The sequence below is a fragment of the Pseudenhygromyxa sp. WMMC2535 genome (assembly GCF_011083025.2).
In genome coordinates this window covers 6527697-6553910 of sequence record NZ_JABJWV010000001.1, presented here as the reverse complement: position 1 = coordinate 6553910, position 26214 = coordinate 6527697, and the positions used below count along the sequence as shown (strand labels likewise).

The window sequence follows — 26214 nt, the reverse complement described above, 5'->3', positions numbered from 1 at the left end:
CTCAGCCGGCGAGGTTGCCCAGGGGGTCCTCGCCGCCGCCGATGGTCAGCGGGTTGGCGCGCCCGCTGGTCCCCGGGTTCGCCTTGCCAGCGCTGCCGCTCCCGCCCTGTCGACCGCTCCCGCCCTGTCGACCGCCGCCGCCCTGTCGACCGCCGCCGCGACCGCCCTGACGCTCACGGCGAAGCACCCCGCGGGCGCGCTCGACCTCGGCCTGCTTCTCGAGCAGGGCCTCGCGCTCGGCCTCGGTCTCGGCGGCCGCGAGCGCCTTCTCGAGGCCGCGGGCGCGCTCGTCGAGGGCCTCGGCCCGGGCCGCGAGGCTCTCGACCTCGGCCTCGGCCTGCTCGCGGGCGTGAACCTCATCGGCCAAGGCCGTGGCCTGAGCGGCCCGCTCCGCGGCGATCTCTCGGTTCTCTGCCACCTTGGCCCGCAGCGAGACCCCGCCCACGATCACCCCCGCGGCCAGCACACCCGCGAGGCCGTAGAGCCAGTAGGGCCGCTGCTTTCGCGCCGCGATCTCGACCTGCGCGTCGAGGCGCATCTGCTCCCTGCGCAGATGCGTCTCGGCCTCGCTGCGGCTGCGGGCCTCGGCCTCCGCGATGCGGATCCGCTCCTCTCGCGCCAGGGCCTCGCGGGCCTCGGCCTCGGCCTGCTCGCGGCGGCGGCGGTCGGCGAGCGCGAGCGCGGCCTGCTTGGCCCGCGCCGCCCGCTCGCGCTCCCGCAGCTTGCGCTGCTCCTCGAGCAGACGCTGTCGTTCTTCCTCCAACTTTTGCACCCGCTGAGCCTCGAGCTTCTCGAGCTCAGCGAACGCGACCAGGACCGAGTCGTGTCGAGCTGCCATCGTCGTTCTCTACGTCGACCACCAACGCCGCCGCGGCGACATCGATCCATGCCGCCCTCCCTTTCTTCTCACGCTCGGCCAAGAGCCCGTCTTTTCGGTAGGATCAGCGCACGATGTCAGCTTTGCCCACCGACGAAGACACGCAATTCGAACAGGCCGCGGCGCTGCTCGCCGACGCCAGCAACCTGCTCTTCGTCACCGGCGCGGGCATCTCGGCGGACTCGGGCCTGCCCACCTACCGCGGCGTCAGCGGGCTCTACGAAGACGAGGACGCCGAGGACGGCCTGCCGATCGAGGTCTGCCTCTCGGGCCAGGTGTTCCGCAGCCAGCCGGCGCTGACCTGGAAGCACATCCGCCACATCGAAGCGGCCTGTCGCGGCGCCGAGCCCAACGCAGGACACCTCGCGATCGCTACCCTCGAGCGTCGCCTCGAGCGAGTGTGGGTGTTGACCCAAAACGTCGACGGGCTGCACGCCGCCGCCGGCAGTCGAAACGTGATCGCCATCCACGGCGACGTCCACGAGCTGCGCTGCACGGCCTGCGCCTGGCGAGCACACGTCGATGACTATTCGCAGCTCGACCCGGCGCTCCCGCGCTGCCCGAGCTGCGCGGCGGTGATCCGTCCCGACGTGATCTTGTTCGGCGAGATGCTGCCCATGGCCGCCCTCAGGACGCTCGAGCGCGAGCTCGAGCGAGGCTTCGACGCCGTCGTCACCATCGGGACCACCGCGGTCTTCCCCTACATCGCCGCGCCGGTGCAGCAGGCCAAGTTCGCGGGTCGCCCGACGATCGAGATCAACCCGGCAAACAGCGAGGTTTCAGCGCTCGTCGATCTCCACCTGCGCATCGGCGCGGCCGAGGCGATGACCGGGATCCTCGCAGCACTCGAGCGGCGCTGGGCCGAGACCTGATCTCGACTTCGGGACAAGCAGCGCCTGTCTTCGCGTGCAAGCCTGATCGAAGGACCCAGCCTCGTCCCTTCCGCCAGGTCATGCGTGGAACACAACGTGAGGCTGATGACCACGCCAACGCAGCGAGCTCCATCCTCGCCTCCAAGCTCGGAATTTCATTGACCGCGACGCGTGTGACGGTCGAAGCTGGACGCCCATTTGGGGTTGGTCGCTGTCATGCTCGCAATCGAGTTCAACACTCGTCGTTCCACCGTGCTCGCGCTGAGCCTCGGCCTCGTCGCCTGCTACCACAGCCTCGACGAGGACGCGGCGGAGGGCGCGGGAGAGACCGGCAGCGACGAGGCCGGCGACAGCGAGCCCCAGGCCGGGCTGGTGACCATCGACGGCAGCGTCGAGCTCCACGCGAGCTGCGTGGCCCTGGAGTCCGGCGAGCGCCTGGCCTCGCTCGCCCCCGAGGGGCACCTGTGGCTCAGCCCCGCCGCCGGCGCGAGCGCGAGCTATCGCGTGGTCTCGCCCGACGGCAGCGTCGAGCAAGTCGAGCTCGACCACGCCACCGAGCAGCTCCAGGCCTGGGACGAGAGCCGCGTGGTCTACCTCGCCGAGGACCAGCTGTGGCAGGCCGAGATCGACGACAGCCTGACGGAGCCGCTCTACTGGCCGGAGACCCTCGACGCGCCGACGGGCTTTTGCGGCGACCCGAGCATCGACGGCGACGGCTTCGTGCTCGCCGGCGACGCGCTGATCCAGCGCGACGCCGGGCTGTGGTGGCGCTGGGTCACGCCCGAGGGCGAGGACTTTGGCCCGGTCTCGGCTCTCGCCGGCGCCTACGGGGCCTGCGTCGATCGTCAGGGCGCCCTGTGGCTGCGCGACGCCCTCGGCCAGACCTGGCGCGTGAGCGCCGACGAGGTCCGCGAGGTCTCGGCCCTCGCCGACGCCGAGCAGCTCACCTTCGACGCCAGCTTTGGCGTGGCCGGCCTCGTCGACGGTCAGCTGATCTTTGGTGAGGTCGGCGCGTGGCAGGCCCCGAGCTTCCCCACCCAGCCCGACGCCGAAGCCGACGCCGCTGGCGAGCCAGCGCAGCTCAGCGCCATCGCCAGCTCCGCCGGGCGCCTGTGGGTCGCCGGCGACTTCGGCCTGCTGCGCTTCGATGGCGAGGGCTGGCGCGAGGTCCTCGTCGACGGCGAGGCGCTCGAGCCCAACCTCGGCCCCACGCAGCTGCACGCCGACGCCGACGGGCTGTGGATCGAGCGCGGCGCCGAGCTGTGCCGCCTCGAGGCCGAGGGCGCGCTCTCCTTCGAGGGCCTGCGCCCGCTCCAGCGCCTCAACGAGGCCGAGCTGAGCTTGCGCGTGCTCGGCTCCCTCGACGCCAGCGCGCTCGCGCTCTACGTCGACGACGCGCTCGTCGCCAGCCTCGAAGGCGGCGCGCTGCCCTGGGAGGTCGACGACCTCGAGCTCGGCGAGCAGGGCTGGCACCGCGTCGAGCTCCTCGCCGACGGCGAGCTCACCCGCGCTGTCGACGTCGAGCTGCGCCTGCCCACGGTCGGCACCTGGCTCGACGACATCCAGCCGCTCAGCGAGCTGCACTGCACGGCGACCGCCGGCTGCCACGACGTCGACGCCGGCGACTATCGACCGGTGCTGACCGAGTACGAGGGCTGGGTCGAGGCCGCCGACGCGATCCGGGCGCGCGTCGGCTTGACCGGCGACATGCCCCCACCAGCCAGCCGCCTCGCGTCCTGGGACGCCGAGGAGGTCGCGCTGATCTTGACCTGGATCGAAGCTGGCATGCCCATCGGGATGGAGTGAGAGCAATGACCACCGACATCACCACCACCAGGCTCAGCGGCCTACTCACGAGCGTCCTCGGCCTGAGCTTGGTCCTCGCCAGCCCGGGCTGCGGCGAGCCCGGCGAGGGCGAGGGCGACGACGATCTCGGGACCGACGCCCCGGCCGACGCCGACGCAGGCGATCAGGGCGAGGGCCTCGGCGACGACGGCGAGGGCGAGGCCCCCGGCAAGGAGGGCGAGGGCGCGGCCAACTTTCCCCAGGCCCGCCAGGTCGCGCGGCTGAGCGCCGACCAGTTCCACGCCGCGCTCCAGGTCGCGACCGGCCAGAGCTGGACCAGCTACGACAGCTACGCCGCCGCGCTCGGCAAGCCCGACCTCGCCGAGGTCACCGACGAGGGCACCTCGTTTTCGGTCTCCTTCGACAAGTTCGTCCACGACGCCGCCCGGGCGACCTGCCGCGCGGCCATCGACGCCGACCTCGCGGGCGGGGGCGAGGGCGAGGGCGAGAGCGAGGGCGTGATCCTCCGCTACGCCTCGGCCTCCGACCGCAACGCCGAGCTCTACCTCGCCAACCTCCAGTACCTGCTGCTGCGCTTCTTGGCCGTCGAGGTCGAGATCGGCGATCCCCGCCTCGACCCCTGGCTGACCCTGCTCTACGCCCCCGCGCCCGAGGACGGCGAGCTCGACGACACGCTCATGGCCGATCGCTGGTGGGCGATCTGCGTGGGCCTGGCCACTCACCCCGACTTCCTCAGCTACTGAGCCCCGACGAGGACGACCATGACCCACGCCAAGTCTTCGCCCCCCCGCCCTCGCTGGACCCGCCGCGGGTTCATGCTCGCCGGCTGCGCCAGCGCCGGCGCGCTGATCTACGACCCCTTCGAGCGCCTCGCCCTCGCCGACGACCCCAACGATCCGCGGCGCTTCTTGTCGCTGTTCTTCAACGGCGCCTGGGACGTGCTGCTCGGCCCCGACAGCCGCGCGCCGGGGACCTACGACGGCATCCAGCTCGGCACCGACATGCTCGACGCCGAGTTCCAGGATCCGATCGCCGTCAACATCAGCGGGACCGAGGTGATGTGGGGCGCGCCCATGGCCGAGGTCGTGCGCCACGCCGACGTGCTGACCTTGTTCCGCGGGGTCAACATGAACACCGTCGCCCACCCCACGGGCCGCGCCTACGTCAACACCTTCATCCCCCCGGCCGGGGTCGTGCCTCGCGGCGACTCCCTGGGCACGCGCTTCGCCTCGGCCGACGACTACGGCGAGCTGATCATGCCGAACTTCGTGATCGGCATGCCCACCTTCAACGCCACCTTCACGCCCGAGCTGACCGGCGTCGCCGTCGACAAGGCCCTGCAGGTCAAGGAGCTCGTCAAGCAGCTCGGGCCCTCGGGTCACGAGCAGACCGAGATGCTGCTGCGCGCCGCCCAGGATCAGGTCCGCGGCTGCGTGAGCGCGCACTACGACGGCGAGGTCCCCGAGGAGGTGCTCGGGATCTCGCGCCAGCGCATGCGCAACATGCTCGGCCAGGGCCTCGAGGCCGCGTTCAGCTTCGCCGACGACCCCGAAATCCTCGCGCGCTACGCCATCGCCAACGCCAACGCCAACAACGACCCCGCGGTGATCGCCGCGACGATCTGGCGGCTGATCGAGACCGGGCTGACGCGCACGGTCAGCGCGCGGCTGCAGACCGGCCTCGACACCCACCAGAGCAACTGGGTGACCAACCAGCCGACCAACCTGCGCGCCGGCTTCGACGCCCTCGGGGTGCTCCTCGACGACCTGCGCGTCGACGACCCCAACCTCGAGAAGACCACCGTGGTCGTCCACTCCGAGTTCGCGCGCACGCCCAAGATCAACGGCTCCGGCGGCCGCGATCACCACTTCGCCAACTCGATCCTCGTGTTCGGCGGCGGCCTGCGCCGCGGGGTGTGTGGCGCCACCCTCGAGCAGACCCTCGGCCTGCTCGAGATCGACGTGTCGACCGGCCTGCCCAGCGAGGGCGGACACATGCTCTTCCCCGAGGACATCGGGGCGACCCTGGCCCACGCCCAGGGCCTCAACTACGACGCCTTCCGCGTCGAGCCGCTGCTGCCCTGGATCGCCTGAGCGCTCGCCTGAGCGCCCGATCGCCCCTCTTGCAAACGAGCCAGCCATGCGCAAGACCGCCCTGCCCTCGACCCTCGCCCTCGCCACCTTCGCCTGCGTGGGCGTCTCCATCCTCATCGTCGCCCCGCGCCCGGCCGCCGCGAGCTCGCCCCTCGAGTGCGCGCCCAGCTACGAGCTCGATCCGCTGCGCCTGCTGCGACAGGTCAGCCTCGACCTGCTCGGCCGCCCGCCGACCATCGAGGAGCTCGAGCTCGTGCGCGCCGCCCCCGATCGCCGCGCAGCCGTCGAGGACGCGATCGCCGACATGCTGGTCTCCGAGGCCTACTACGCCAAGCTCCGCGGCTACCACCGCAACTTGCTGTGGGGCAGCCTCGCCGACTCCATCGCCCGGGTGTTCCCGGCGACCAGCACCTTGAGGACCGTCCCGAGCGTCGACAGCTCGATCTGGACCAACACCCAGGGCACCATGCGCAAGCGCTACCGCGGGCGCGTGGACGTCTACTGCCTCGACCAGGAGCAGACCGACTTCGACGCCGAGGGCTACCCGATCCCGATCTCGACCTTCGCCAGCGCCGACTGCTCCGGCGGCACCTGCCAGCAAGAGGGCTGGGTCTGGGTCGAGCCTTACTGGGCCCCCGGCGAGGAGGTCAAGGTCTGTGCCTACGACGCCCAGGACTTCGAGTACGGCCTCGACGACCCCGACAAGGCGTGCAGCGATCGCCGGACCGTCGACGCGGGCTGCGGCTGCGGGGCCGACATGCGCTACTGCGTGCGCAACGACGACAAGGAGCTGTTCCGCGAGGCCCTCGCCGAGGAGCCCGCGCGCATCTTCGAGACCGTGATCCGCGGCGACCAGAGCTACCTCGACGCCTTCCGCAGCGACGCCACGGTGATGAACGGGCCGGTGGCGCACTACTACAAGTGGATCCGCGGCGCGGGCGAGGCGACCACCGGCGACATCCCCTACGAGGCCGAGATCGGCGAGGTCCCGGACATCCCCTTCACCCAGGTCGACACCTGGACCCCGGTGGTCCGCGGAGAGGCCCACGCTGGCGCGTTCACCACCGTCGGCTATCAGATGCGCTTCGCCAGCCTGCGCGGCCGCGCGAACCGGTTCTACACCGCCTTTTACTGCGATCCCTTCGTGCCCAGCGTCGACGGCCTGCCCGCCGAGGAGGCCGAGCCCAGCCCCGACCTGCGCCAGCGCAACGGCTGCGCCGACTGCCACCAGATCCTCGAGCCCGCCGCCGCCCACTTCGCGCGCTGGCGGACCAACAGCGCCTACGGCTACCTCGGCACCGACCTGCTCGAGGTCGACGCCCTGCGCGAGGAGTGCGTGTGCGGCACGGGCACGGGCTCGAACTGCAGCGCGTTTTGTTCGAAGTACTACGTCACCGCCGACAACTCCGACGCCGCGACCTTCGAGCTCTACGCCGGCATGCCGCTGACCACCGCCTACGCCGCCCCGATCGAGCTCCAGAACACCGAGGCCGGCCCCGCCGCGCTGATCGACGAGCCCGCCGAGCAGTACGCCGTGGCCCAGTGCACCGTCAGGACCATGGCCGAGCACCTGCTCCACCGCCAGCTCGAGTCCACGGAGTTCGACTGGCTCGACGAGCAGACCGCCGACTTCGTCGACTCCGGCTACAACTTCACGACCATGGTCGAGGCGCTGATCGCCGACGAGCGCTACCGCCAGATCCACTGAGCGCCTCGCTCAGCTCTCCCACTGAGCGCCTCGCTCAGCTCTCCCACTGAGCGCCTCGCTCAGCTCTCCCACTGAGCGCCTCGCTCAGCTCTCCCACTGAGCGCCTCGCTCAGCTCTCGGCGAGGCGCTCCTCGTCGGCGAGCTCGGCCGTGAGCAGCCGAGCGTCGCTGCGCGCGAGCACGTCGTCCTGCTCCGCGCGCCTCTGGGGCTCCAGCTCGACCTTGGTCAGCGGGCGGATCAGGTGGAATTTGTCGTACTCGAAGCAGATCCGCCCGTCATCGAGCAGCGCGATCAGATCGACGAAGTGGTGGTCGAAGGCCACGTCCTGGGGCACGTAGATGTGCCGGGCGTGCACGGCCTGAGCAAAGGTCCCGTCGAGGCCCGTCAAGGTGATCACGAACAAGGTCCGCCCGCGGTAGAGATCCTCGAGGTCGACCGCGGCGAGCGGGCTGTGCTCGTCGATCTCGTGGATCACCAGCCAGCTGAGGCGAAACAGCGGCGTGCGCTCGCGGACGAGCTTCAGCTCGTGGAGCTGGCGCAGGCTGTGGCCCTCGGTGGTGACGTGATCGAGGGCCACGGCCACGCGGATCGCGGCCTCGACCACGTCGTTGCCGCGCACGTTGAGCACGCGAAAGTAGAGGCAGCGCCGGCCGTCGTAGGGCGAGATCAAGATGTTGCGCGAGAACTCGACCTTGGCCCGGGGGCGCGCGAACTTGGCGAAGGTCATCCCCGTGGCCAGGGCGACCCCGAGCACCCCGAGCATGGCCTCGACGGTGACCACGAGCTCGGCGTAGTCCGTGCGCGGGGCCATGACCCCGTAGCCGATGGTCGAGATCGTCTGCACGCTGAAGAAGAAGGCGTCGAGGAAGTGGCCTGGGCGAGCGCCGGCGATGCAGTCCCCGCCGAGCAGGTAGAGCCCGGCGAAGGCCAGGTTGGCGAGGAGATAGATCCCCGCGAACATCGAGATCAGCCACGCCCAGCTCCCGCGCAGCAGCAGGTAGTAGAGGTCGGTCAGCGGCGAGAGCGGGAAGCCCTCGCGAACCGCCCCGTCGTCGAGGGTGCGGACCCGTGGATGGCGCTCGGCGGCCACGGCGTGGGCGGCCGCCTGCGCCGGATCCAGCCCGATGGGCCGATCGTTCACGGGCGCGGACCCACCTTTGGCGGCTGCTCGAGGATCGCCAGCAGCTGCTTGGGCGCCTCGCTGTGCACCCAGTGGCCGGCCTCGGGGATGTGCTCGACCGCCAGGCGCCCCGCGGCCGCGGCCGCCTCGGCCCGGGCCCGCTCGCTCGCGGACAGGGCCGTCGATCGCCCCCCGAGCACCCAGCCGACCCGCAGCGCCTCGCTCCTCCCCATGTCGTCACGCGGGCGCGCGCACAGGGCCTCGAGGGTCGGCCAGAGATCCACGCGGGCGAAGTCCTCGACCATGGCGTCGAGGTTGGGCAGCTGCGGGCCAAAGCGCCAGCCCCCGCCCTGCTCCTCGGGCAGCTCGACCGCGCTGGTCGCCAGCCACATCGCCGTGGGCTTGCTCAGCCCCGCCGAGACCAGGGCCGCGCTGAAGTCCGCCCGGCTGTCCAGGCGCGGCGGCAAGGAGCGCAGGGCCGCGAACACCTCGCCCGTCAGCGACTCGCCCTCGCTCGTCCGCGGGCCCATGGGCGCGTCGATGATCCACAGCTCCTCGAGGGCGTGACCCTCGTCCAGCAAGCCCGTGGCCCCGGCGACGGCGACCTTGCCCCCAAAGCTGTGCCCGAGCAGCCCGGCCACGCTGCCGCCCGCCTCGGCCTCCACGGCCGCGCACAGCGGGCGCAGATCCGCCGCCGCGCTGGCGACGTCGTGCGGCGGCGGGAAGCCCTGAGAGTTGCCGTGCTCGCGCAGGTCGACGAGCACCGCCCCCCAGCCCGGGCGCGCCTCGAGCCAGCGCCGCGCGATGCTCCGCCAGTTCGCGCGCCGGCCGAGGATCCCGTGAAGAAAGAGCATCCAGCGCTCGGCGCCTGCTTGGGATCGGTGAAGCTCGTGGGCGAGGATCATGAGGCCGCCGATGGTAGCCCCGCCGCGGGACCATGCGCCCGAGGCGCATCCCGCGCGTAGCCACGTGAGAACACGGGACACGCGCAACTATCGCTCAGCACGTGCAAAACCGTGCGCACCCGCCATTCCTGGCGTAAGAACAAAGAGCGTGGAAGAGGGGCTCAACTACATCGCGTTCGCCATCCCAGTGTTCATCGCCTCGGTGCTGATCGAGGCATACATCGCGCGCAAGCGCGGCCTCGAAGTCTACAACTTCGGCACGGCCATGTCGGACCTGAGCACCGGCACGGTCTTTCAGGCCCTCGAGGTCCTGCTCAAGCTCGTGACCTTCGGCCTCTACGTGTGGGCCTACGAGCACTGGAGCCTGGTCGACTGGGACGAGCGGCCGTGGGTGCCCTGGGTCCTGGGCATGGTCGGCGTCGACCTGCTCTTTTACTGGTGGCACCGCTCGAGCCACGTCGTCAACGTGCTGTGGGCGGTGCACGGCGTCCACCACCAGAGCGAGGACTACAACCTCGCCGTCGCCCTGCGCCAGCCGGCCTTCGAACCGATCACCTGGCTGTTCTTCTACATCCCCCTGGCCTTCCTCGGCGTCAGCCCCGAGATCTACATCGCCAGCTACGCCGTCGACCGCCTCTACCAGTTCTTCATCCACACCCAGCTGGTCGACAAGCTCCCGCGGCCGCTCGAGTGGATCCTCAACACGCCCTCGCACCACCGCGTCCACCACGGCGTCCAGGACCAATACCTCGACAAGAACTACGGGGCGATCCTCATCATCTGGGATCGGATCTTCGGCACCTTCGAGCCCGAGGGCGAGCGCGTCGTCTATGGCACCACCGTGCCCCTCGACAGCTACAACCCCGTGTGGGGCAACCTCCAGTACTTCGCGCACATGGCCGCCCTCGCCCGCCAGGCCAAGACCTGGCGCGACAAGGCCTGGGTCTGGGTCGCGCACCCGGCCTGGCTGCCCGCCGGGGTCGAGCGCGACCCCAACGAAAAAAAGCGCATGGCCGCGCCCGAGCGCAAGTATCAGCCGGCGATCACCAAGCCGCTGGCCTGGTACATCGCCGGGCACTACGCCCTGCTCGGCGGCCTGATGGTCGCGTTCTTGCTGCTCGAGCACGAGCTCGACATCCTGCGCCTGAGCGCCGGCGCGGCGGTGATCATCGCCGCGAGCATGACCTTCCTCGGGCTGATCGAGCGCAAGCCGTGGGCGATGACCTTCGAGCGCCTGCGCGGGCCGATGACGGCGCTGGTCGCCGCGTTGATCGCCTGGCCGTGGCTGCCCTGGTGGGGCGTCGCGGGGCTCTCGCTCGCATTGCTGGCGGTGATCGTGGTCAGCCAGCGACTCTTCGCGCCGGCCCTGACTGGAGCTGGGACTGGGGCTGGAGCTGGGACCGCGCCGACGGCCTCGGCCTGAGCGAGCCCAATCGAGCTAGCCCGATCGCGCGCGCAGCCGCCCGAGGTCGCGGCCGATCCCCCGCAGCACCGCCTTGGCCACCAGCCCCGGCGAGGCCCACCCGGTCGGATGAATCGTCCGCCCCAGGTACTGCAGATAGCGTTCGTGATAGGCCGGGTCGGTCATCGTCCAGCGGATCAGCGTGTCGATCACCAGCCCCGGCGGCTCCGCGTAGAGCTCCCGCCGCAGCCGGCCGATGGTCTCCTCGAACATCGGATGGGTGGCCGCATGCAGCTCGCGCGCGTAGGCGGCCATCGCCGCCTCCCAGCCCAGCTCGCCGGTCAGCCAGCGCGTCAGCGAGGCGGCGAGCAGGCGCGCGCCGAGCAGCGCGTCGTAGATGCCCTGGCCGTCGACGGGATCCTTGTAGTGCACGGCGTCCCCGACCAGCGCCCAGCCGGGCCCGCTGCTCTCGCGGTAGCCGTTGCCGATCCGCTTGATGCCGATGACCTCGGAGACCTGGCTCGCGCCGCGGATCACCCGGGCGACCGCGGGGATCGTGGCGAGGGCGTCGACGTAGTAGCGCTGGGCGTCGCCTTGGATGTCGACGCGGTCGGCTCGCTCGTGGGTGTTGATCAGCACCCGACCGTCGAGCACCGGCACGAAGAGCGCGTCGAGGCCCCGCCCCGTCGTGTGCAGCTGGGCATGGGGGCCGTCCATGCCCGGCATGAACGCGCCGACGCCCTCCCAGGCCGCGTAGTAGACCGTGCTCAGGCACTCGGTCTCGGCCTCGACGACCCTGGCCCCGACCTTGCGCGCGACGAGGCTGAAGCGCCCGTCGGCGCCCACGACCGCGCGGGCGCGGATCGTCTGCTCACGACCAACTCCCTCACTGCCCTCTCCCTCGCGGCCCTCTCCCCCGCGGCCCTCTCGCTCGCGACCAATCACGCCGACGACCCGCCCGCGCTCGTCGCGAACCACGTCGTTGACGACGAAGCCCTCGCGGCGCTCGACGGACGCGAAGCGCTCGAGCGAGCGCCACAGGATCTCATCGAAGACCGCGCGATCGAGGCCGGCGATATAGTCCCGCCCCCACATGCTGGGGATGTCCATGACGGTCTCGAAGTGGCCGCTGAAGTTGAACCCGATCTGCTTCAAGCGCACGATCGCCGCGGCGTAGTCGGACTCCGGGAGCCCGATCTCGTCGAGCACCGCCATCGCGCTCGAGTAGAGAAAGGGCGACGAGGGCACCTTGGGCGGCGATGGAAAGCTGGCGCGGTCGAGCAAGAGCACCCGATGCCCCTTCATCCCGAGCCGCGCGGCGAGGCTCGCTCCTGCCGGTCGACCGCCGACAATCACGACGTCGTAGTCCGAGTTCGACATGCTCACATTGGAGTTGTGTGCGCTTCGCTCTCGCCGTTCCAGACAAATACAGCCAGCGGGCGTGTGCTCGCACAACCCAGTCGCCGGCGCGGAGTCACTCGGGCGCCTGCGCCCGCGCTTGGCGGGCAGCTGCGTTGGCGCTCGAGCCAGAGCGCGCGCATGGCCGTAGCGATCGAGTGAGTGACCGAGTGTGCTATCCCACGGTCATGCTCGACCCGCATGGCGCTCTGCGACGGCTGCTGCGGCCGTGCTTTGCCGCGCTCATCCTCGCCGGCCTCGCCGCCTGTCACCGCGGCCCAGAGAGCCAGCACCCCTGGCGATCGCCTTGTCGTCCACGGGCGAGCAGCTCTATGTCGTCGAGGGCCCGAGCCTGTGGAGCCTCGCCCTGGATCAGCGCGCGGGCCCAGCTCGCGCCGAGCCAAGAGCCATGCGCGGGGCCTGCGAGGCCCACGTCGATCTCGAGATCTGGAACGGCAAGCTGTTCGCGCTGTGTCGCGAAGGCGGGCTCTTCGTGATCCCAGAGCCCGAGCCAGGCGCCACGCCGGAGGCCTGGCGCGAGTGGTCGCCGACCCCGCCGGCCTCGTCGCGCTACAGCGCAGCGACGCCATGCTCCTCGGGGTGAGCGAAGCCGGCGAGCTGGTCGCGCTGGCATCTCTCGTCGAGCTGCTGACGCGCTCCGAGGCTCCCTGCGACGCCCTGGTCGACGCCGAGCGCCACGCAGACCAGGCCGAAGCTGTGGTGGACCCACTGCGAGCGCCGAGCGACAACGACCACGGGGCCGCCAAGATGTGCCTGGCGGTGCGAATTCAAACTGATTGCCGCTCTAGTACGACTTGATCACATCCGCGAGGGCCTGATCGGTGGCCCCCGTGGGTCGATGTCACGTCCGCACATGGGACAGTGACCCAGCAAGTGAAGCAGGACCACTTGTAGCAACGCTCGGAATGCCTGGATGGTCAGCCCCGGCTCGGCTCGCTGTGCTTTCCGCCTCCGGGTCCTCCGGGGAAAAAATCACGCGGTGGAGCGTGAGAAAGGCGTGAGCCGCGGCGACCAGGGCGACGTGGTGGTGGAAGCCTCGCCATGTTCGTCCCTCGAAGTGGTCGAGGCCGAGCTCCCCTTTCATCTCCTGGTAGTCCCGTTCGATCCGCCAGCGAAGCTTGGCCAGGTAGACCAGCCTCTTGACCGTGGTCTTCGCGGGCAAGTTCGACAAATAAAACGCGGTTGGCTCCTTCTTCTTGTAGGACCACTCACACAGCAGCCACTGCACCTCACCCGGTGGGTGCCCTGACCGATGCCGGTGCGCGGTTCGGATGCGTAGCACCGCGAAGCGCCGCCGCTGAGGCCCGCGCGTCCCGTGGCGCCATTCGACGTGACGGAAGCGCCTAGCAGGCAAGCTCTTCGCCAGCTCTTCGACCGAGACGGGCTCGACTCCTTCGGGGGAGACCCACTTTGTTCGTGGCCGCCCCCTGGTGCCGGGAGCTTTGGACGGAGGAGGGCTCGGGCACGTCCCTGGCGGCCATACGACCGCGTTGCCGGAGATGCGCAGTACGTAGTGGAGCCCGCGTTCTTCGAGTCCCTTGCGGAATTCCGTCGAGTCGCCGTAGGCCGCGTCGGCGAGCACCGGTCGAGGCGCGAGCCCCCACTCGAGGGCGCGGTCGAGCATGCCGAGGCCGAGCTCGAGCTTCGTTTGATGGGAGAGCTCCTCGGGGACGCCTGCCTTGGTCCGGCGCCTTGGGTCGTTGGCCCAGACCTCGGGAAGAAACAAGCGCATGCCGATGCAAGCGCCGCCCGCCTCGCTGGCGAGGTGGAGGCTTGCTGCGACCTGGCAATTGTCGACGCGGCCCATCGTCCCCGAGTACTGACGCTGTACCCCGACGGAGTGCTTGCCCTTCTTGGGGAAGCCGGTGTCGTCGATGACGAAGGCGTCGAGGCCCGGGAGCTTGTCCTCGACGCGAAGGGCGAGTCGGCGAAACAGCTCCCACTCGTCCCAGTTAGCGATCGTGATCGCCTGCTGGAGTCGCTGGCGGATGGCTTCGCTGTCACCGGGCGCGGCTGCGAGGCGCTTAGCGATGGGCACCATGCTCTTGCGCTCGCCATCGAGGAGAAGCCCACGCATGTAGTTGGCGAGGGCCTCGCGCCGCTCGCTGCGACCCATCTGATGAGTGATGTAGCCGAGAAACTCCTCGAGTTCGGCCCCCACCCGGGAGATTTGTTCTGGAGTCACCCCCGCAGCAGATCACAGCTGGGGATCGTTGTCGATCCCCATCTGACCAAGTAGTCCTAGGAGCCCGTGGTGGAACCCAGCGCGGCTCCTCGCGCCGGGATTTTCGCCGAGGGCGCGAAGCCAAAACGCCGCTGTACCGGGCGTACTGCCAGTTTTGGCGACAAAGCCCTCGGCGAAAAGACCAAGCGAGGTGTCGTGTTGGGTTTCACCACGGGCTCCTAGTCCTCGGGCGGCTCGAGTCGGGTCGAGCTCGCCGCGGGCATCGGCCCCGCCGGCGCGCCGATGGTCGGGTGCCGCCCGGTGATCGGCCGGTCCGCGTTGGAGTCCTCGCGGCGCGGGTTGGGCCGGCGAGCGCCGCGGGCAGAACGACTCGCGCGACCCGGCTGCGCTCGCCTCCCGCGACCCGAGTCCGGCAGCTTGAGCTCCTCCTGCCCGTAGTCATCGTCATCGTCATCGTCATCGTCATCGTCGCCCTCGTCGATCTCGACCTCGATGCTCTCCCCCGAGAGCGCCGGGTAGCTGTCGGTCTTGCCCAGGGTCTCCCGGGTCGCCGGCGCGCGCAGGCTCTTGGCGGCGATCTGCGTCGACTCGAGCAGCTGGAGGTCGCCAAAGAACTCGCGGAAGGTCCGGCGGTCGACGTGCTCGTGGATCACGAAGCCGAGCCCGAAGATCTTGTCCTCCTCGCTGGTGTCGTCGCGCGAGAGCACGCGATCGATCTCGTTGAGCATCGCCAGGCGCTCGCCCTCGCTGCGCCCGATCTCCTTGCGGCCCATGAGCTCGCTGATCCGCGCGTTGAGCCGGCCCAGGCTGACCCCCGAGAGCAGCTCGCGGACAAGGTCGGCGCGCTGGACCGGCAGCGAGGCGTCCCAGTTGCGCGCGACGATCTTGCCCGTGCGCGTGAGCTCGCCCGTCTGGACGATCGACTTGGGCGGACCGCCGCCGATCTGCGCGACCGCCACGACCTCGGCGTCGGCGGCCAGCGTGGGCAGCTCGTTGGCGACCTGGCGCAGGAAGTCCTCGCCCATGAAGTCGAGGAGCACGAAGCCGAGGGCGTAGCAGCGCTCCTGGTCGGGGATCTTGCGATCCGAAATCTCGCGGATCTGGTTGGCGAGCTCCTGCTGGGCCTGGAGCGTGAGGTTTTGGCGGCTGCCGGTGATCATCGTGCTCGCGTGGCTCTTGGCGCCCTCGAAGTCCTTGTCCTTCATGACCTCGACGACGATCTTCACGCGCTGCAACGCCCGCCGCCGGTCGATCTGGGCGTCGATGATCGACAGCAGCTGATCGACGACGTAGCCGGGGCCGATCGACACCTGCTCGTCGCCGAGCTGCGCCGTGAACACCCGCGAGCGCAGGATGACCGCGGCGCCGAGTCCACCCATGACCGCGAGCATCGCCCGGCCGCCGGCGCTGTCGTGATCGCCGTAGGGGCTGCTGACCAGGATCGCGTCGGCGGCCACGGCCAAAAAGCCGTTCAGCAGCAGGTAGACCCAGGCAAACTGGCTGGTCGCGATGACCTTGAAGGGCTCGTCACGGTAGCGCGAGAGCAGCTCCACCAACGCGGTGCTGATGCCCAGTACGAAGGCCAGGAGGGAGTAGATCACCACGCGGGCGAGACTCTATCAGGCTGATGCGCGAAAGCCCCAGCGAAGTGCTGAGGCTTTCATGGCTTGCGGGGTCCGAGCTGCAGGGGATCGAGTGATCAGGTGATCCGGCGACCGTCTCGAGTCAGGCTGGCAACCAGGTATCCGTCGCTGTTGGCCGTGTCGACCAGGCCCTCGGCCGAGAGGCCGTCGAGGGCCATCTTGATGCGGGAGGGCGGGTGATGGATCCGCGTGCGGAGTTCGAAGTCCGTCGCGCTTCCGCCGACGTCTGCCAGGTAACGCAAGAGCGCTCGTTGAACGTGGTCGATCCTCACGTCTACGTCCTCCACGATGCGCCAGAACAGACTCTTGTCCGTCGGCCGTTCACTCGCCTTAGCCACCAGAGCACTGTAGCGAGGTCAGCAGGAGCGTCAAGGAAGAAGTGTGGGCCGCGCATTGGTGTCTTGACGCACCACCAATCATTCAGCTCATTTGCAGCTCATTTGAAACTACTTGCAAATTACGTAGCACCAGGACCCTCAATGACGCGAGTGTGCGCAAGGCCCTCGCGTCCACCCGCGAGCCTGTTGCAAGCACCAGGGCAGCGCCCTGGTGCCGCCCACGGCGAGCGCGGCAACACAGGTAGCCAACGAAGGCGTGGTCACCCGCACCACCTCGCCTTCGGACACCCGAGCATCCCATAGTGATGTGCCGCCTGTCATCCTCCAAAAAAGCCCGGCGCAGTACCGCGCTCGGCCACGGCGAGGATTCACGGCAGCGATTCACGTAGACGACGCGCATCGTTCCGAGTCTTCGTGGCGACACCCGGCCGGGTGGCGGCTTCGCTAGCCGTCGCGGTCGGGCCGCCCTCCGGTAGCGAGACGATCGGCGCCCGCCTCTCCCCGCTCGCGCGCGGCTTCGCTGTCGACTGAGCACCTGCGCAGATCAGAAAACGTCATCGAGTGCATGAGTATCAGTGCCTCGCGCCCAGCTCGATCCGAGCCGCGAGCATGCGCGAAGGCACGTCCTGATCACGCTCGACCCCGCCCTCCTCGCCGGCACGCGCCCAAGGCGCGAACACTGGGGATCACGCATCCGCTGGCAAGAAGCGCAGAGCATGTACCGAAGATCACGCCCCTCTCTCGGGATGACACCTCGAGCCATCCCAGGCGATCCAGACGCGCGCCCGGCCCTCACTCGATCTCGAGCACGTCGGGGTAGCTGACGCGCACGTACATGTTCTCGCCGAAGTCCTGGCGATCGAAGACGACCTCGCTGCCGTCGGTCCAGCGCACCACGAGCTCGAGCTCGTCGCAGGGCATGTCGCCGAGGCCGAAGTGGAGCACCCGCGTGTCCTCGGAGTTGTACATACCGCGGCTCGACTTCTTCTCGTCGACGCGGCGCTCGTTGCCAGAGCGCACGGTCACGCGGGTGCCGAGGCCGTCGCGGTCGACGGCGTCCCCGTCCCCCTCGACGCGCACGGCCAGCCAGCGGTTGGCGTGGCCGATCTCGTTGCGGAACAGGAAGTTCGGCCGGCCGCCGCCCTGATCGCGGCCGCCGACGAGCAGGTCCAGGTCGCCGTCGTGATCGATGTCGGACCAGGCGTGGTTTTGGGCGCCCTTCATGCGCAGCAGGGTCTCCTCGGGATCGTTGATCCCGCTGTCGACCCCAAGGCTCTCGAAGGCCCCGGTGTCGAGCTGGCGCATCAGCCCAAACCAGCTTTTTTGCTCGGGGTCGTCGTAGCTGCCCTCGTACTTGCGCTCGCGCGAGAGCGAGATGTCGAGGCGGCCGTCGTTGTCGAAGTCGACGAGCGCCGCGTCGACGTCGCCCTCGTTGAAGGGCAGCCCGCGGGCCTGCCACTGGTTGACGAAGGTGTAGCCCGCGTCGGCGCCCTCGTTGGCGAGCAGCTGGCTGGGGTCGGACCACTTGCGGTTGTAGTCGCTGTTGACCGGGTGCGAGATCGTGCTCAGCAGCACGTCGAAGTCGCCGTCGTTGTCGACGTCGCCGCAGTCGATGCCGAACCCGTTGCTGCCCCGATACAGGCCGTTGGGCGGATCGGTCTCGGCGTCCTGGCCGTAGCCCGTGGACGACAGCCAGTAGTTGCCGGTGATCTGATAGGCGAAGCTGTGAGCCTCGGCGAGGTCGTCGAACAGCCCGCCACCTTGGTTGACGAAGAGCTGGTTGTGGCCGCCGGCGGTGCTCACCGAGTAGGTCGAGACGAAGATGTCGAGGTCGCCGTCGTCGTCGAAGTCGCAGACCACCGAGCCGTTGCTGGGCCGCGAGGGGTTGTTTTGCAGCGCCGCGCTGACGTCGTCGAAGGTCCCGTCGCCGAGGCCCGCGTAGAGCCGGTCGCCGAGCGCCGCCGAGGTCCCGCCCATGCCGACGAAGAGGTCGACGATGCCGTCGCCGTTGAAGTCCGCGAACACGGCGTTGGCCGCGAGCGCGGGCGCGTCCTCGACCCCCGCCCCGGGCAGCTCGCTGAAGTGGCCGGCGCCGTCGTTGAGCCAGATCGAGCTCGTGTAGCTGTCGTAGTCGTTGAGATCGAGGCCGGCGAAGGCGTCCTGATCCCCGTCGTTGTCGACGTCGGCGAAGGCGAAGAAGCCGGCCTGGACCTCGCGCAGCCCCGAGGCGTCGGAGAAGTCCTCGAAGCTCCCGCTGCCGTCGCCGAGGTTGCGGAACACCAGGTGCTCGAAGGGCACCCCGTTTTGCGCGTTGGGGTAGAGGCTGTGGGCGACGAGGTCGTCCCAGCCGTCGCCGTCGATGTCGACGAAGGCCAGGCGGCTGTGATCGTTGATCGAGGTGCCCTCGGGCGGATCTTCGTAATAGTTGTCGACCCGGATCCCGCTCGCGTCGGAGATGTCGGTGAAAAAGCCGGTCGTCGGGACCTCGGGCGTCGTCGGCTCGCAGGCCATGGGCTCGCCCGTCTCTCCGCTCTCCCCGCTCTCCCCGCTCTCGTCTTGGCCAAGCTCACCGCTCTCGCTGGTCTCGCCCCCCTCCCCGGTCCCCGAGTCCGCCCCGGGGTCCGAGGGACAAGCCAGGAGCGAGACGCCCACGAACGCCGTAAATAGAAAGTTGAGCCCGTCGAGCCGCATCTGCACGCAGCGATGGTAGCCAAGGCCCAGCGCCCCAGACCGGTGCCCGGGTGCCAACTGTGCGGAGATTTCCCACTCTCCTCGCTCTGCCCACGCGTCCCAGCGCGTTGACCTAGTAGTCTCGCACTCGGCGCGGATCTCCGCGCGAGATTTTTTTCTCTCCTCGCGACACCTCCAGCGGGCTCGCTGACAGTCAATGGAGGGACCCCCAGGAGCTCGATTGCAAGGTATCAGCGCACAGCGAAGGCGAGAGTTCGAGCGGCTGGCGGCCGCCCGCGCGGGTGATCCCTCGGCCCTGGCCGAGCTCTACGAAGACCACGTCGACGGGCTGTGGGCCTTTGTCTTCTACCGCGTCAGCCGTGACGCCACCGCCTGCGAGGACGTGGTCGCCGAGACCTTCCTGCTCGCCATCGAGCACAGCGATCGCTTCGACCCCGCGCGCGGCTCCCTGAGCGCATGGCTGATCCAGCTATCGCGCAACCAGATCCGCAAGCACCTGCGCGAGCGCGGGCGCAGCCAGGCCCTCCCCCAGACCTGGAGCGCGAGCCTCGACGCCGCCCCCCTCGGCGAGGAGCTCCTCGTCCGCGAGGAGACCCGGGCCCTCGTCCACGTGACCATCGCCAACTTGCCCGGGGACTACCGCGACGCCCTCGAGCGCAAGTACCTGCGTGGCCAGAGCATGCGCGAGCTCGCGGCGGCCTTCGAGCTCAGCGAGGTCGCGGCCAAGTCCCTGCTCGCCCGGGCCCGGCGAGCCTTCCGAGACGCCTTCGAGGCGCTGACCGAGACCTCGTCCGAGGCGCCCAGCGCAGCCGCAGCCGCAGCCACCACCACCGAGGAGCAAGACCATGTCCGAGCGTGAAGACGAGATCCTCGCGGCCAACATCGAGCGACTGGTGCACAGCGCCCAAGCTCGGCCCACGCCCTCCGCAGCGGCCCGCGAGCGCATGCTCGAGCGCCTCCGCGCCGACCAGCGCGCGCTCTCCCAACGCGAGGCAGGGCGCGAGGCTGGACGCAGCGCAGACCTATCCGACGCGAGCACAGCCGAAGATCCGAAGGCCGACGCCCCCGCGGCCGCCCGCACGCCCGCGCACTCCCCCGCGCCGACGACCGGCGCCCGCAGCTTCGCGCGCGCGGCCAAGCCCGGCCGCCTGCGCAAGCTGACCCCCGTGCTCGCGCTCACCGGCCTGGCCGCCGCCTTGCTGCTCGCCTGGGTCCTGGGCGTGGGCAACGGCCTGCTCGATCACCCCACCAGCGAGGGCGGCGTCGCCGAGTACGTCCACGATGGCCGCGGCGCCCGCGAGATCACCTTGGCCGACGGCTCCCGGGCCGTGCTGCGAGCGGGTTCGCAGCTGCGCGAGCTCGCCCCCAGCCACCTCGAGCTCGTCTCGGGCGAGGTCGTGATCGAGGCCGTCGCGGCCAGCGAGCCGCTGCTGATCGAGACCGCCACCGGCCAGGCCGTCGTCACCGGCGCGCGCCTGTGGCTGCGCAACGAGGCCGCGGAGAACACCCCCGCGGGGACCACCGCCGCCGTGCTCAGCGGGCGCGCGACCTTGCGGGCCGCGGGCTCGAGCCCAGACGAGCTGCTGCTCCACGCGGGCGAGCGCGGCCGGATCGACACCGCGGGCGCCGTCCAGCGCGTGCTCGGCCGCCGCCTGACCTACGAGCTCGACTGGGCGCGGGAGCTGCTCGCCCCCGCCGAGACCCCCGAGCCGATGCGACGCGGCAACCTCCTGGCCCGGGTCCCCCGGTGGACCGGGCAGCTCGAGCCCAGCCCCGAGTGGCCGCTGGGCGTGCGCCGCATGACCGTCGACGTCCACGTCGAGGATGGTCACGTGCGCACGACCATCGACCAGACCTTCTTCAACCACGTCGACGCCGCCCTCGAGGGCGTCTACCGCTTCCCGCTCCCGGCCGACGCCGCGATCTCGCGGCTGGCGATGTACGTCGACGGCGAGCGCATGGAGGCCGGGGTGGTCGAGCGCGGCCGCGGACGCGACATCTACGAGCAGATCGTCCACCGCCGCCGCGACCCCGCGCTGCTCGAGTGGATGCGCGGCAACATGTTCCAGATCCGCATCTTCCCCCTGCCCGCGCGCACCGAAAAGCGCGTGCTCCTGTCCTACACCCAGGACCTCGACGAGCTCTACGGCCGCGGCGAGCTGCGCGTGCCGATCCCCGAGTTCGATCTCCCCGTCGGCGAGCTGCACTACCGCGTGCGCGTGGTCGGGGGCGCCGGCTCGCGCTTCGAGCCCCAGCACCACGACTTCGAGCTCCACGAGCGAGGCGGCGATCTGATCGCCGAGTTCACGGCCCAAAACCACAGCGTCGGCGCGGACATCGTCGCCCAGCTGCACGCCGCGGCCAGCTCCGACGCGGACGATCGTGGCGAGGCCGTCTCGCTGCTCCAGCACCGCGACGCCGACGGCGGCCGCCACCTCGCGCTGCGCCTGCGCCCCGATCTCTCGGCCCTCGTCCCCGAGGCCACCGACGCGCCGGCCCGCGATCTCGTCGTCCTCCTCGACACCTCGGCCTCGCGCGGCCAGGCCGAGCTCGACGCCCAGCGCCGCTTCTTGCTCGCCCTCGTCGAGCTCCTCGATGACGACGATCGCCTGGCGATCCAGGCCTTCGACAGCCGCGTGCGCTGGTCGACCCCTGCCCTCGAGGCCCTGCCCGAGCTCGACCGCCAGGCCCTCGCCCAGTTCCTGCGCGAGGAGACCCGCGCGGGCCTGGGCATCACGGATCTCGGCGTGGCCCTCGACGCCGCCCTCGAGCGCCTGAGCGCGTCGCCGGAGCCCTCCCCGGCCAGGCAACGCCGCGGCCGCGTGCCGATGATCGTCTACCTCGGCGATGGCATCGACAACGATCTGCGCGGCGCCAAGACCAGCGCCGCCTCGAGCCTGACCGCGCGGATGGCCGCGGCCAGCGAGGTCCGCTTCGCCGCCGTCAGCTTCGGGGCTGGACACGACGACGCCATGCTCGAGTCCCTGGCCGCGGCCGGGGCCGGCCTCCACCTGCACGTCGACGAGGGCGACGCCCTGGCCTGGCGCGCCCTCGAGCTGCTCACGACCCTGGCGACGCCGCGGGTGCTCGAGCTCGAGGCCCGGCTGCTCGACGCCGAGGGCCAGGAGATCGCCAGCGAGCGCACCCACGCGGGCGCCCGTGCCCTGGCCGAAGGGGAGCGCCTCGAGCTGCTGACCCGACTCGCGCCCGGGGAGCCCAGCCCCGCGGCGGTCGAGCTGCGCGGCCGCGCGGCCAACACCTACGTGGGCGAGGCCCAGGCCTGGTCCCAGCGCTACGAGCTCCCCGCGGCGCCCGAGCGCGACAGCCGGTGGATCCCCCGGGCCTGGGCGCGGGCCCACGTCGCCGCGCTCAGCGAAGACGAAGAGGCGATCACGGCCAACGCCGCCGAGATCACGCGGCTCGGCCTCGAGCACTTCCTGGTCACGCCCACGACCTCGCTGCTCGTCCTCGAGAACGAGCGGATGTACCGCGAGCACGACCTCCACCGCCCCCCGAGCGACGCCTGGGCGCGCTACGACGCGCCGCAGACCATCGAGGTCGTGCGCGAGGGCAGCGGCGCCTCGGCTGGCCGCGGGCAGTACGTCGTGCGCACGCCCGCGCCGGTGCTCAACGACTACGGCTGGGGCATGGGCTGGAACGGGGAGCCCTGGGTCAACCTCCAGGGCGGCTCGGGTGAGCTCGGGCTGGTCGGCTTCGGTCGCGGCGGCGGCGGGCTCGCGACCGGGTCCGGCTTTGGCCGCGATCTCCTCGCGCCCATCGAAGACAAGGAGTCCAGCGAGAACAAGAACACGTGGACGGCCAGCGACACCAAATTCGCGGGGACCCCCCTGGCGGCCAACGCTGGCTGGGGAGAGCAGCAGCGCCTCGGCGGCCAGCTCTCTGGCAAGGGCCAGGCCCTGCTGCCCACGGCGCTGACGGCCAGCGATCGCTTTGGCTCGGGCCTGGGCTTTGGCGCCCGCGGCCGCTCGCGCGCCGAGAGCCGCAGCTTCGGCAGCTCCGCCCGGCCCTGGCCCCAGGCCATGCACTACACCAACGACCCGCGCCTCGACGACCTCGGCGAGCTCGCCCCGGCGCTCTTCCAGGACGAGTTCGACCTCGCCCGCGACGCCCTGCTCCTCGCTCGCCTCGCGGCCAGCGACGCGGGCGAGGCCAACACCCCCGCCCCAGTCGTCCCCGCGGAGGTCCGCGCGCGCATCGACGCCGCCCGTGCGGCCCAGGGCGACGCGCGCTACGCCCTGCCCGAGGGCGGTGAGCTGCACATCGACGGCGAGGGCCGCTTCGCCATCGTCCGCGAGCGCTGGGGCTTCCTCGACGAGCGGGTGATCTACGACGGCGAGACCCTGCGCGCCGACTACCCCGAGCTCGGCCTGTCCGTGGATCGCGAGGTCGGCGAGACCTCGCCGGCCCTGCTCGACCGCTGGGTGCCGTGGATGATGCCCGCGGCCGATCACCTCGCCGCGTTCTACACCCTCAGCCTCGGGGATCCGCGGACCTTGATCCTGCATCCGCGCGGCCAAAGTGGGAGCGAGGGCGAGGCGAGCCAGAGCCTGCGCATCGAGCTCGACGAGCGCGATCGCGTCGTCGCCATCCGCCGCTTCGAGGACGAGCACGAGCGCAGCGCGACGACCTTTGGCTGGGACGCCGAGGGCGGGCTGACGATCTCGCGTGAGGGCGAGACCACCGAGCTCGAGCGCCTCGGCCCGGCCCAGCCAGGTGGTGCGGACGCGCTGCTGAAGCTCGGTCGCCCCCAGGACACGCGCGTCGAGCTCCCGCTGGCGAGCCCCGCCGAGCTCGAGAGCGAACTCGACGGCCTCGCCGCCAGCGACCCGCGCTGGCTCGCGCTCGAGCACCAGCGCCTCGCCGGCTACGCCGCGCTCGGGGATCATCGCGGGGTCCTCGAGGTGCTCGAGACGCTGCGCGAGCAGACCGGGCGCGTGCTGCCCGGGGAGCTCGTGCTCGCTGGCGCCGCGCTGTCGAGCGCAGACGCGGGCCGCCGCGCCGCGCTGCTCGCCGCGGCCCCCGAGGGCGACGCGATCGCGGCCTACCTCGAGGCCAGTCAGCAGCTGCGTCGACGCAGCCCCGCGGCCATGCGCAAGCTCGCCCGCGACGAGGACCTCGCGGCGACGCCGGTCCACTTCATGGCTGGCTACCGCGGGCTGATCTACGCCAGCGAGCGCCAGGCCGACGCCGCCGCGCTCACCGAGCTCGAGGCCTGGCTGGCCCGCTACAGCCACCCCGAGCTCGGCTACATCGCCACCACCCAGCTCACCAACCGGTGGTGGTCCAAGCGCGAGCGCAAGGTCGCGGCCTGGCTGGCGCTCGCGGACCAACGCGGACCGTGGACACAGATCGCCCTGAACGAGGCCGCGCTGTGTGCTTACCAGTGGGGGCAAAACGAGCAGGCCACCGAGATCTTCGAGCGCGCCCTCGACGAGGCCGAGCGCGACGGAGAGCTCCCGGTCATCGGCTGGCACCTGCGCTACGCCCTGGTTGCGACCAAGGGCGAGGCCGGGTGGCAGCTGACCTGGACCAAGCTGCGCGAGCGCGTGACCAAGTCCGGCGATCCCGAGCTGATCTTGGCGATGCTCGCCGCGACCACGGCCATGGGCATGAACGACGAGGCCCAGCGCATCCTCGACCACCTCGACCCCAAATCCCTGCCCCCCGAGCTCGCGCTCCACACCTTCGACGCGCTGCTGAGCCAAGGCCACGTCGCCGAGGCCCAAGACATGCTCGAGGGCGTCGCGGCGCGCCTCCCCGAGGACCCCGAGGTCCGCCTGCGCGTCTACGTCCTCGCCGAGCGTCAAGGTCGCCTCGCCGACGCCACCGTGGCCCTCGACGGCGCGCTGACGACCCTGCTCGAGGACGGCGCGCTCAGCCTCGCCCAGCTGCGCTGGGGCTTCGCCACCCTCTTCGAGCTCCACGCCCGCCAGGCGCGGAGCATGGCCAACGACGCGGACTCGCGCTCTGCGGCCCTGCGCGCGGCCCTGGCCGTCGGTGATCGCTGGCGCGCCGAGGACCCCGACTACGCCGAGATCGATCGCCTCTGCGCCGAGCTCTCGTGGGCCGTGGATCACGACGACGAGGCCTGGCGCTACCTCGGCAGCAGCCTCGATCGCCACCCGGCCGACGGCCCCACCATGGCCTGGGTCGCCGACGTGCTCGAGCGAAACGGCGAGCTCGAGCGCGCCGACAGCGTGTGGACCCGGGCGATCGCCGTCGAGCCCACCGATCCCATGCACCGCCTGCGCCGCGCCCAGAACCTGCTCGCGACCGACCACGAGGATCACGCCCGGGCGCTGCTGCGCGAGATCGTCGACGGCGACTGGCAACCGCGCTTTGCCTGGGTCGTGTCCGAGGCCAAGCGCCTGCAAAAGCAGCACCCGGCCGAGTGATCACCCCCGGGGCAGACCCGGGGCGATCTTCTTCAGGGCCTCGGCCAGCGCGGCCTTGCCCCCCGTGTCCACGACCTCGCCGTGCGCCATGATCAGGCGGTCGAAGTCCCAGCAAAACACGTGCTCGAGGCTGCGCCGCGCGGCCGCGCGATCACGGATCAGCACGCGCAGCAGCGCCGTCTGAGCCACGCGCTGCCAGGCCCCGTTGGCCCGCAGGTAGAGCTGCGACAGCAAGGAGCGCGTGTGGTGGATGTTGAACACCAAGTCGGTGACGATCAGCGTCCGCGAGGCCCGTTGCAGGCACAGCACCTCGCTGGCCATGGGCGCCCCGGCGAAGAGCGCGGTGTCGAGGGTCTCGGCCAGCACCTCGGGCGGGCGATCGCCGAGCACCCCGTCGAAGATCAGGTCGCGGCGCTTGGCCGGCAGCCCGGGCGCCCCCCACAGCTTGGCCACCGGCCAGCGCCGGGCCGCGCCGAGCAGGTAGAGGTGATGCATGCGGTTGGGCGCGATCAGCTGCTCGACCGGGCCGAGCGCGTCGAGCTCCGCCGCGAGGGCGTCGTCGATCTCGATCGGCGAGTGCAAGATCAGACCCCCGCCGGGGCCGCGCATCACGGTCATGCGAATGCCCAGAGGCATGCCCGCGACGGCCAGCTCGGCCTCGGCGCACCATAGGTCAGCATCGAGCTGGCGCAGCGACATGCCGCCCATGTTGGCACGCCGGCCACGGCCGTCAATCGTC

19 protein-coding genes are annotated in these 26214 nt (G+C 70.8%); 9 read left to right on the top strand and 10 right to left on the bottom strand.

What is annotated here, in order from left to right:
- Window position 1: 1 nt before the first annotated feature.
- Window positions 2-838, bottom strand: coding sequence for a hypothetical protein (locus tag G6O69_RS25490; RefSeq protein WP_172306107.1), 837 nt, complete (start codon window positions 836-838; stop codon window positions 2-4).
- A 113-nt stretch (window positions 839-951) separates the two neighbouring features.
- On the opposite strand from G6O69_RS25490, the gene G6O69_RS25485 reads away from it, so the two are divergent.
- The 5 genes from G6O69_RS25485 to G6O69_RS25465 all read left to right on the top strand — a co-directional run bounded on the left by G6O69_RS25485 (window position 952) and on the right by G6O69_RS25465 (window position 7356).
- A complete protein-coding gene (locus G6O69_RS25485; RefSeq protein WP_172306106.1) occupies window positions 952-1749 on the top strand; it encodes an NAD-dependent deacylase in 798 nt (265 codons plus the stop codon).
- A 216-nt stretch (window positions 1750-1965) separates the two neighbouring features.
- Window positions 1966-3555, top strand: a complete 1590-nt coding sequence (locus G6O69_RS25480) for a hypothetical protein (protein ID WP_172306105.1) — start codon at window positions 1966-1968, stop codon at window positions 3553-3555.
- A 5-nt stretch (window positions 3556-3560) separates the two neighbouring features.
- Window positions 3561-4298 carry a hypothetical protein gene (locus G6O69_RS25475; protein WP_172306104.1) on the top strand — a complete coding sequence of 246 codons (738 nt, stop codon included), beginning with the start codon at window positions 3561-3563 and terminating at the stop codon, window positions 4296-4298.
- An 18-nt stretch (window positions 4299-4316) separates the two neighbouring features.
- On the top strand, window positions 4317-5648 hold the full coding sequence (locus G6O69_RS25470; RefSeq protein ID WP_172306103.1) for a DUF1501 domain-containing protein: 1332 nt from the start codon (window positions 4317-4319) through the stop codon (window positions 5646-5648).
- A 46-nt stretch (window positions 5649-5694) separates the two neighbouring features.
- Window positions 5695-7356, top strand: coding sequence for a hypothetical protein (locus G6O69_RS25465; protein WP_172306102.1), 1662 nt, complete (start codon window positions 5695-5697; stop codon window positions 7354-7356).
- Window positions 7357-7465: 109 nt separating this feature from the next.
- Here the strand turns inward: G6O69_RS25465 and G6O69_RS25460 are convergent, their stop codons facing one another.
- A complete protein-coding gene (locus tag G6O69_RS25460; RefSeq protein ID WP_172306101.1) occupies window positions 7466-8497 on the bottom strand; it encodes an ion channel in 1032 nt (343 codons plus the stop codon).
- Window positions 8494-9381 (bottom strand): alpha/beta hydrolase, encoded by an 888-nt coding sequence (locus G6O69_RS25455; RefSeq protein ID WP_172306100.1) that lies wholly within the window; start codon window positions 9379-9381, stop codon window positions 8494-8496. Before G6O69_RS25455 ends, G6O69_RS25460 begins: the two co-directional genes overlap by 4 nt.
- Before the next feature lie 148 nt (window positions 9382-9529).
- Between G6O69_RS25455 and G6O69_RS25450 the strand changes: the two genes are divergently transcribed.
- Window positions 9530-10804, top strand: coding sequence for a sterol desaturase family protein (locus G6O69_RS25450; protein WP_172306099.1), 1275 nt, complete (start codon window positions 9530-9532; stop codon window positions 10802-10804).
- 15 nt (window positions 10805-10819) lie between these two features.
- Here G6O69_RS25450 and G6O69_RS25445 read toward each other — a convergent pair whose 3' ends face one another.
- Window positions 10820-12163, bottom strand: a complete 1344-nt coding sequence (locus tag G6O69_RS25445) for an FAD-dependent monooxygenase (RefSeq protein WP_172306098.1) — start codon at window positions 12161-12163, stop codon at window positions 10820-10822.
- 247 nt (window positions 12164-12410) lie between these two features.
- Here G6O69_RS25445 and G6O69_RS25440 point away from each other — a divergent pair, with 247 nt between their 5' ends.
- Window positions 12411-12785: a hypothetical protein gene (locus G6O69_RS25440; RefSeq protein ID WP_217909910.1), complete on the top strand. Its 375-nt coding sequence runs from the start codon at window positions 12411-12413 to the stop codon at window positions 12783-12785.
- Here the strand turns inward: G6O69_RS25440 and G6O69_RS25435 are convergent.
- The 5 genes from G6O69_RS25435 to G6O69_RS25415 form a co-directional block, all read right to left on the bottom strand.
- Window positions 12752-12937, bottom strand: a complete 186-nt coding sequence (locus tag G6O69_RS25435) for a hypothetical protein (protein ID WP_172306096.1) — start codon at window positions 12935-12937, stop codon at window positions 12752-12754. The genes G6O69_RS25440 and G6O69_RS25435 overlap by 34 nt on opposite strands.
- 106 nt (window positions 12938-13043) lie before the next feature.
- Window positions 13044-14387: an IS701 family transposase gene (locus G6O69_RS25430; protein WP_172306095.1), complete on the bottom strand. Its 1344-nt coding sequence runs from the start codon at window positions 14385-14387 to the stop codon at window positions 13044-13046.
- Window positions 14388-14605: 218 nt separating this feature from the next.
- Complete coding sequence (locus G6O69_RS25425) at window positions 14606-15991, bottom strand: hypothetical protein (protein ID WP_176397087.1); 1386 nt, start codon at window positions 15989-15991, stop codon at window positions 14606-14608.
- A gap of 95 nt (window positions 15992-16086) precedes the next feature.
- Entirely contained in the window at window positions 16087-16368 is a 282-nt protein-coding gene (locus G6O69_RS25420; protein WP_176397086.1) for a hypothetical protein, read from the bottom strand.
- Between the two features lie 792 nt (window positions 16369-17160).
- Window positions 17161-19059 carry a CRTAC1 family protein gene (locus tag G6O69_RS25415; protein WP_255216556.1) on the bottom strand — a complete coding sequence of 633 codons (1899 nt, stop codon included), beginning with the start codon at window positions 19057-19059 and terminating at the stop codon, window positions 17161-17163.
- Between the two features lie 220 nt (window positions 19060-19279).
- Here G6O69_RS25415 and G6O69_RS25410 point away from each other — a divergent pair, with 220 nt between their 5' ends.
- Both G6O69_RS25410 and G6O69_RS25405 read left to right on the top strand, forming a co-directional pair.
- On the top strand, window positions 19280-19918 hold the full coding sequence (locus G6O69_RS25410) for a sigma-70 family RNA polymerase sigma factor (RefSeq protein WP_172306091.1): 639 nt from the start codon (window positions 19280-19282) through the stop codon (window positions 19916-19918).
- Window positions 19905-25475, top strand: coding sequence for a VIT domain-containing protein (locus G6O69_RS25405; protein WP_172306090.1), 5571 nt, complete (start codon window positions 19905-19907; stop codon window positions 25473-25475). The genes G6O69_RS25410 and G6O69_RS25405 overlap by 14 nt, the downstream gene beginning before the upstream one ends.
- Here the strand turns inward: G6O69_RS25405 and G6O69_RS25400 are convergent, their stop codons facing one another.
- The gene (locus G6O69_RS25400; protein ID WP_172306089.1) at window positions 25476-26174 is read right to left on the bottom strand and encodes a DUF4336 domain-containing protein; all 699 of its coding nucleotides are present in this window, start codon (window positions 26172-26174) and stop codon (window positions 25476-25478) included.
- Between the last annotated feature and the right edge of the window lie 40 nt (window positions 26175-26214).

Excerpts from the sequence above, each read along its gene's own strand:
- G6O69_RS25490 (WP_172306107.1), bottom strand. The coding sequence starts at position 838 with ATGGCAGCTCGACACGACTCGGTCCTGGTCGCGTTCGCTGAGCTCGAG.
- G6O69_RS25485 (WP_172306106.1), top strand. The coding sequence starts at position 952 with ATGTCAGCTTTGCCCACCGACGAAGACACGCAATTCGAACAGGCCGCG.
- G6O69_RS25480 (WP_172306105.1), top strand. The coding sequence starts at position 1,966 with ATGCTCGCAATCGAGTTCAACACTCGTCGTTCCACCGTGCTCGCGCTG.
- G6O69_RS25475 (WP_172306104.1), top strand. The coding sequence starts at position 3,561 with ATGACCACCGACATCACCACCACCAGGCTCAGCGGCCTACTCACGAGC.
- G6O69_RS25470 (WP_172306103.1), top strand. The coding sequence starts at position 4,317 with ATGACCCACGCCAAGTCTTCGCCCCCCCGCCCTCGCTGGACCCGCCGC.
- G6O69_RS25465 (WP_172306102.1), top strand. The coding sequence starts at position 5,695 with ATGCGCAAGACCGCCCTGCCCTCGACCCTCGCCCTCGCCACCTTCGCC.
- G6O69_RS25455 (WP_172306100.1), bottom strand. The coding sequence starts at position 9,381 with ATGATCCTCGCCCACGAGCTTCACCGATCCCAAGCAGGCGCCGAGCGC.
- G6O69_RS25445 (WP_172306098.1), bottom strand. The coding sequence starts at position 12,163 with ATGTCGAACTCGGACTACGACGTCGTGATTGTCGGCGGTCGACCGGCA.
- G6O69_RS25415 (WP_255216556.1), bottom strand. The coding sequence starts at position 19,059 with ATGCGGCTCGACGGGCTCAACTTTCTATTTACGGCGTTCGTGGGCGTC.
- G6O69_RS25405 (WP_172306090.1), top strand. The coding sequence starts at position 19,905 with ATGTCCGAGCGTGAAGACGAGATCCTCGCGGCCAACATCGAGCGACTG.
- G6O69_RS25400 (WP_172306089.1), bottom strand. The coding sequence starts at position 26,174 with ATGTCGCTGCGCCAGCTCGATGCTGACCTATGGTGCGCCGAGGCCGAG.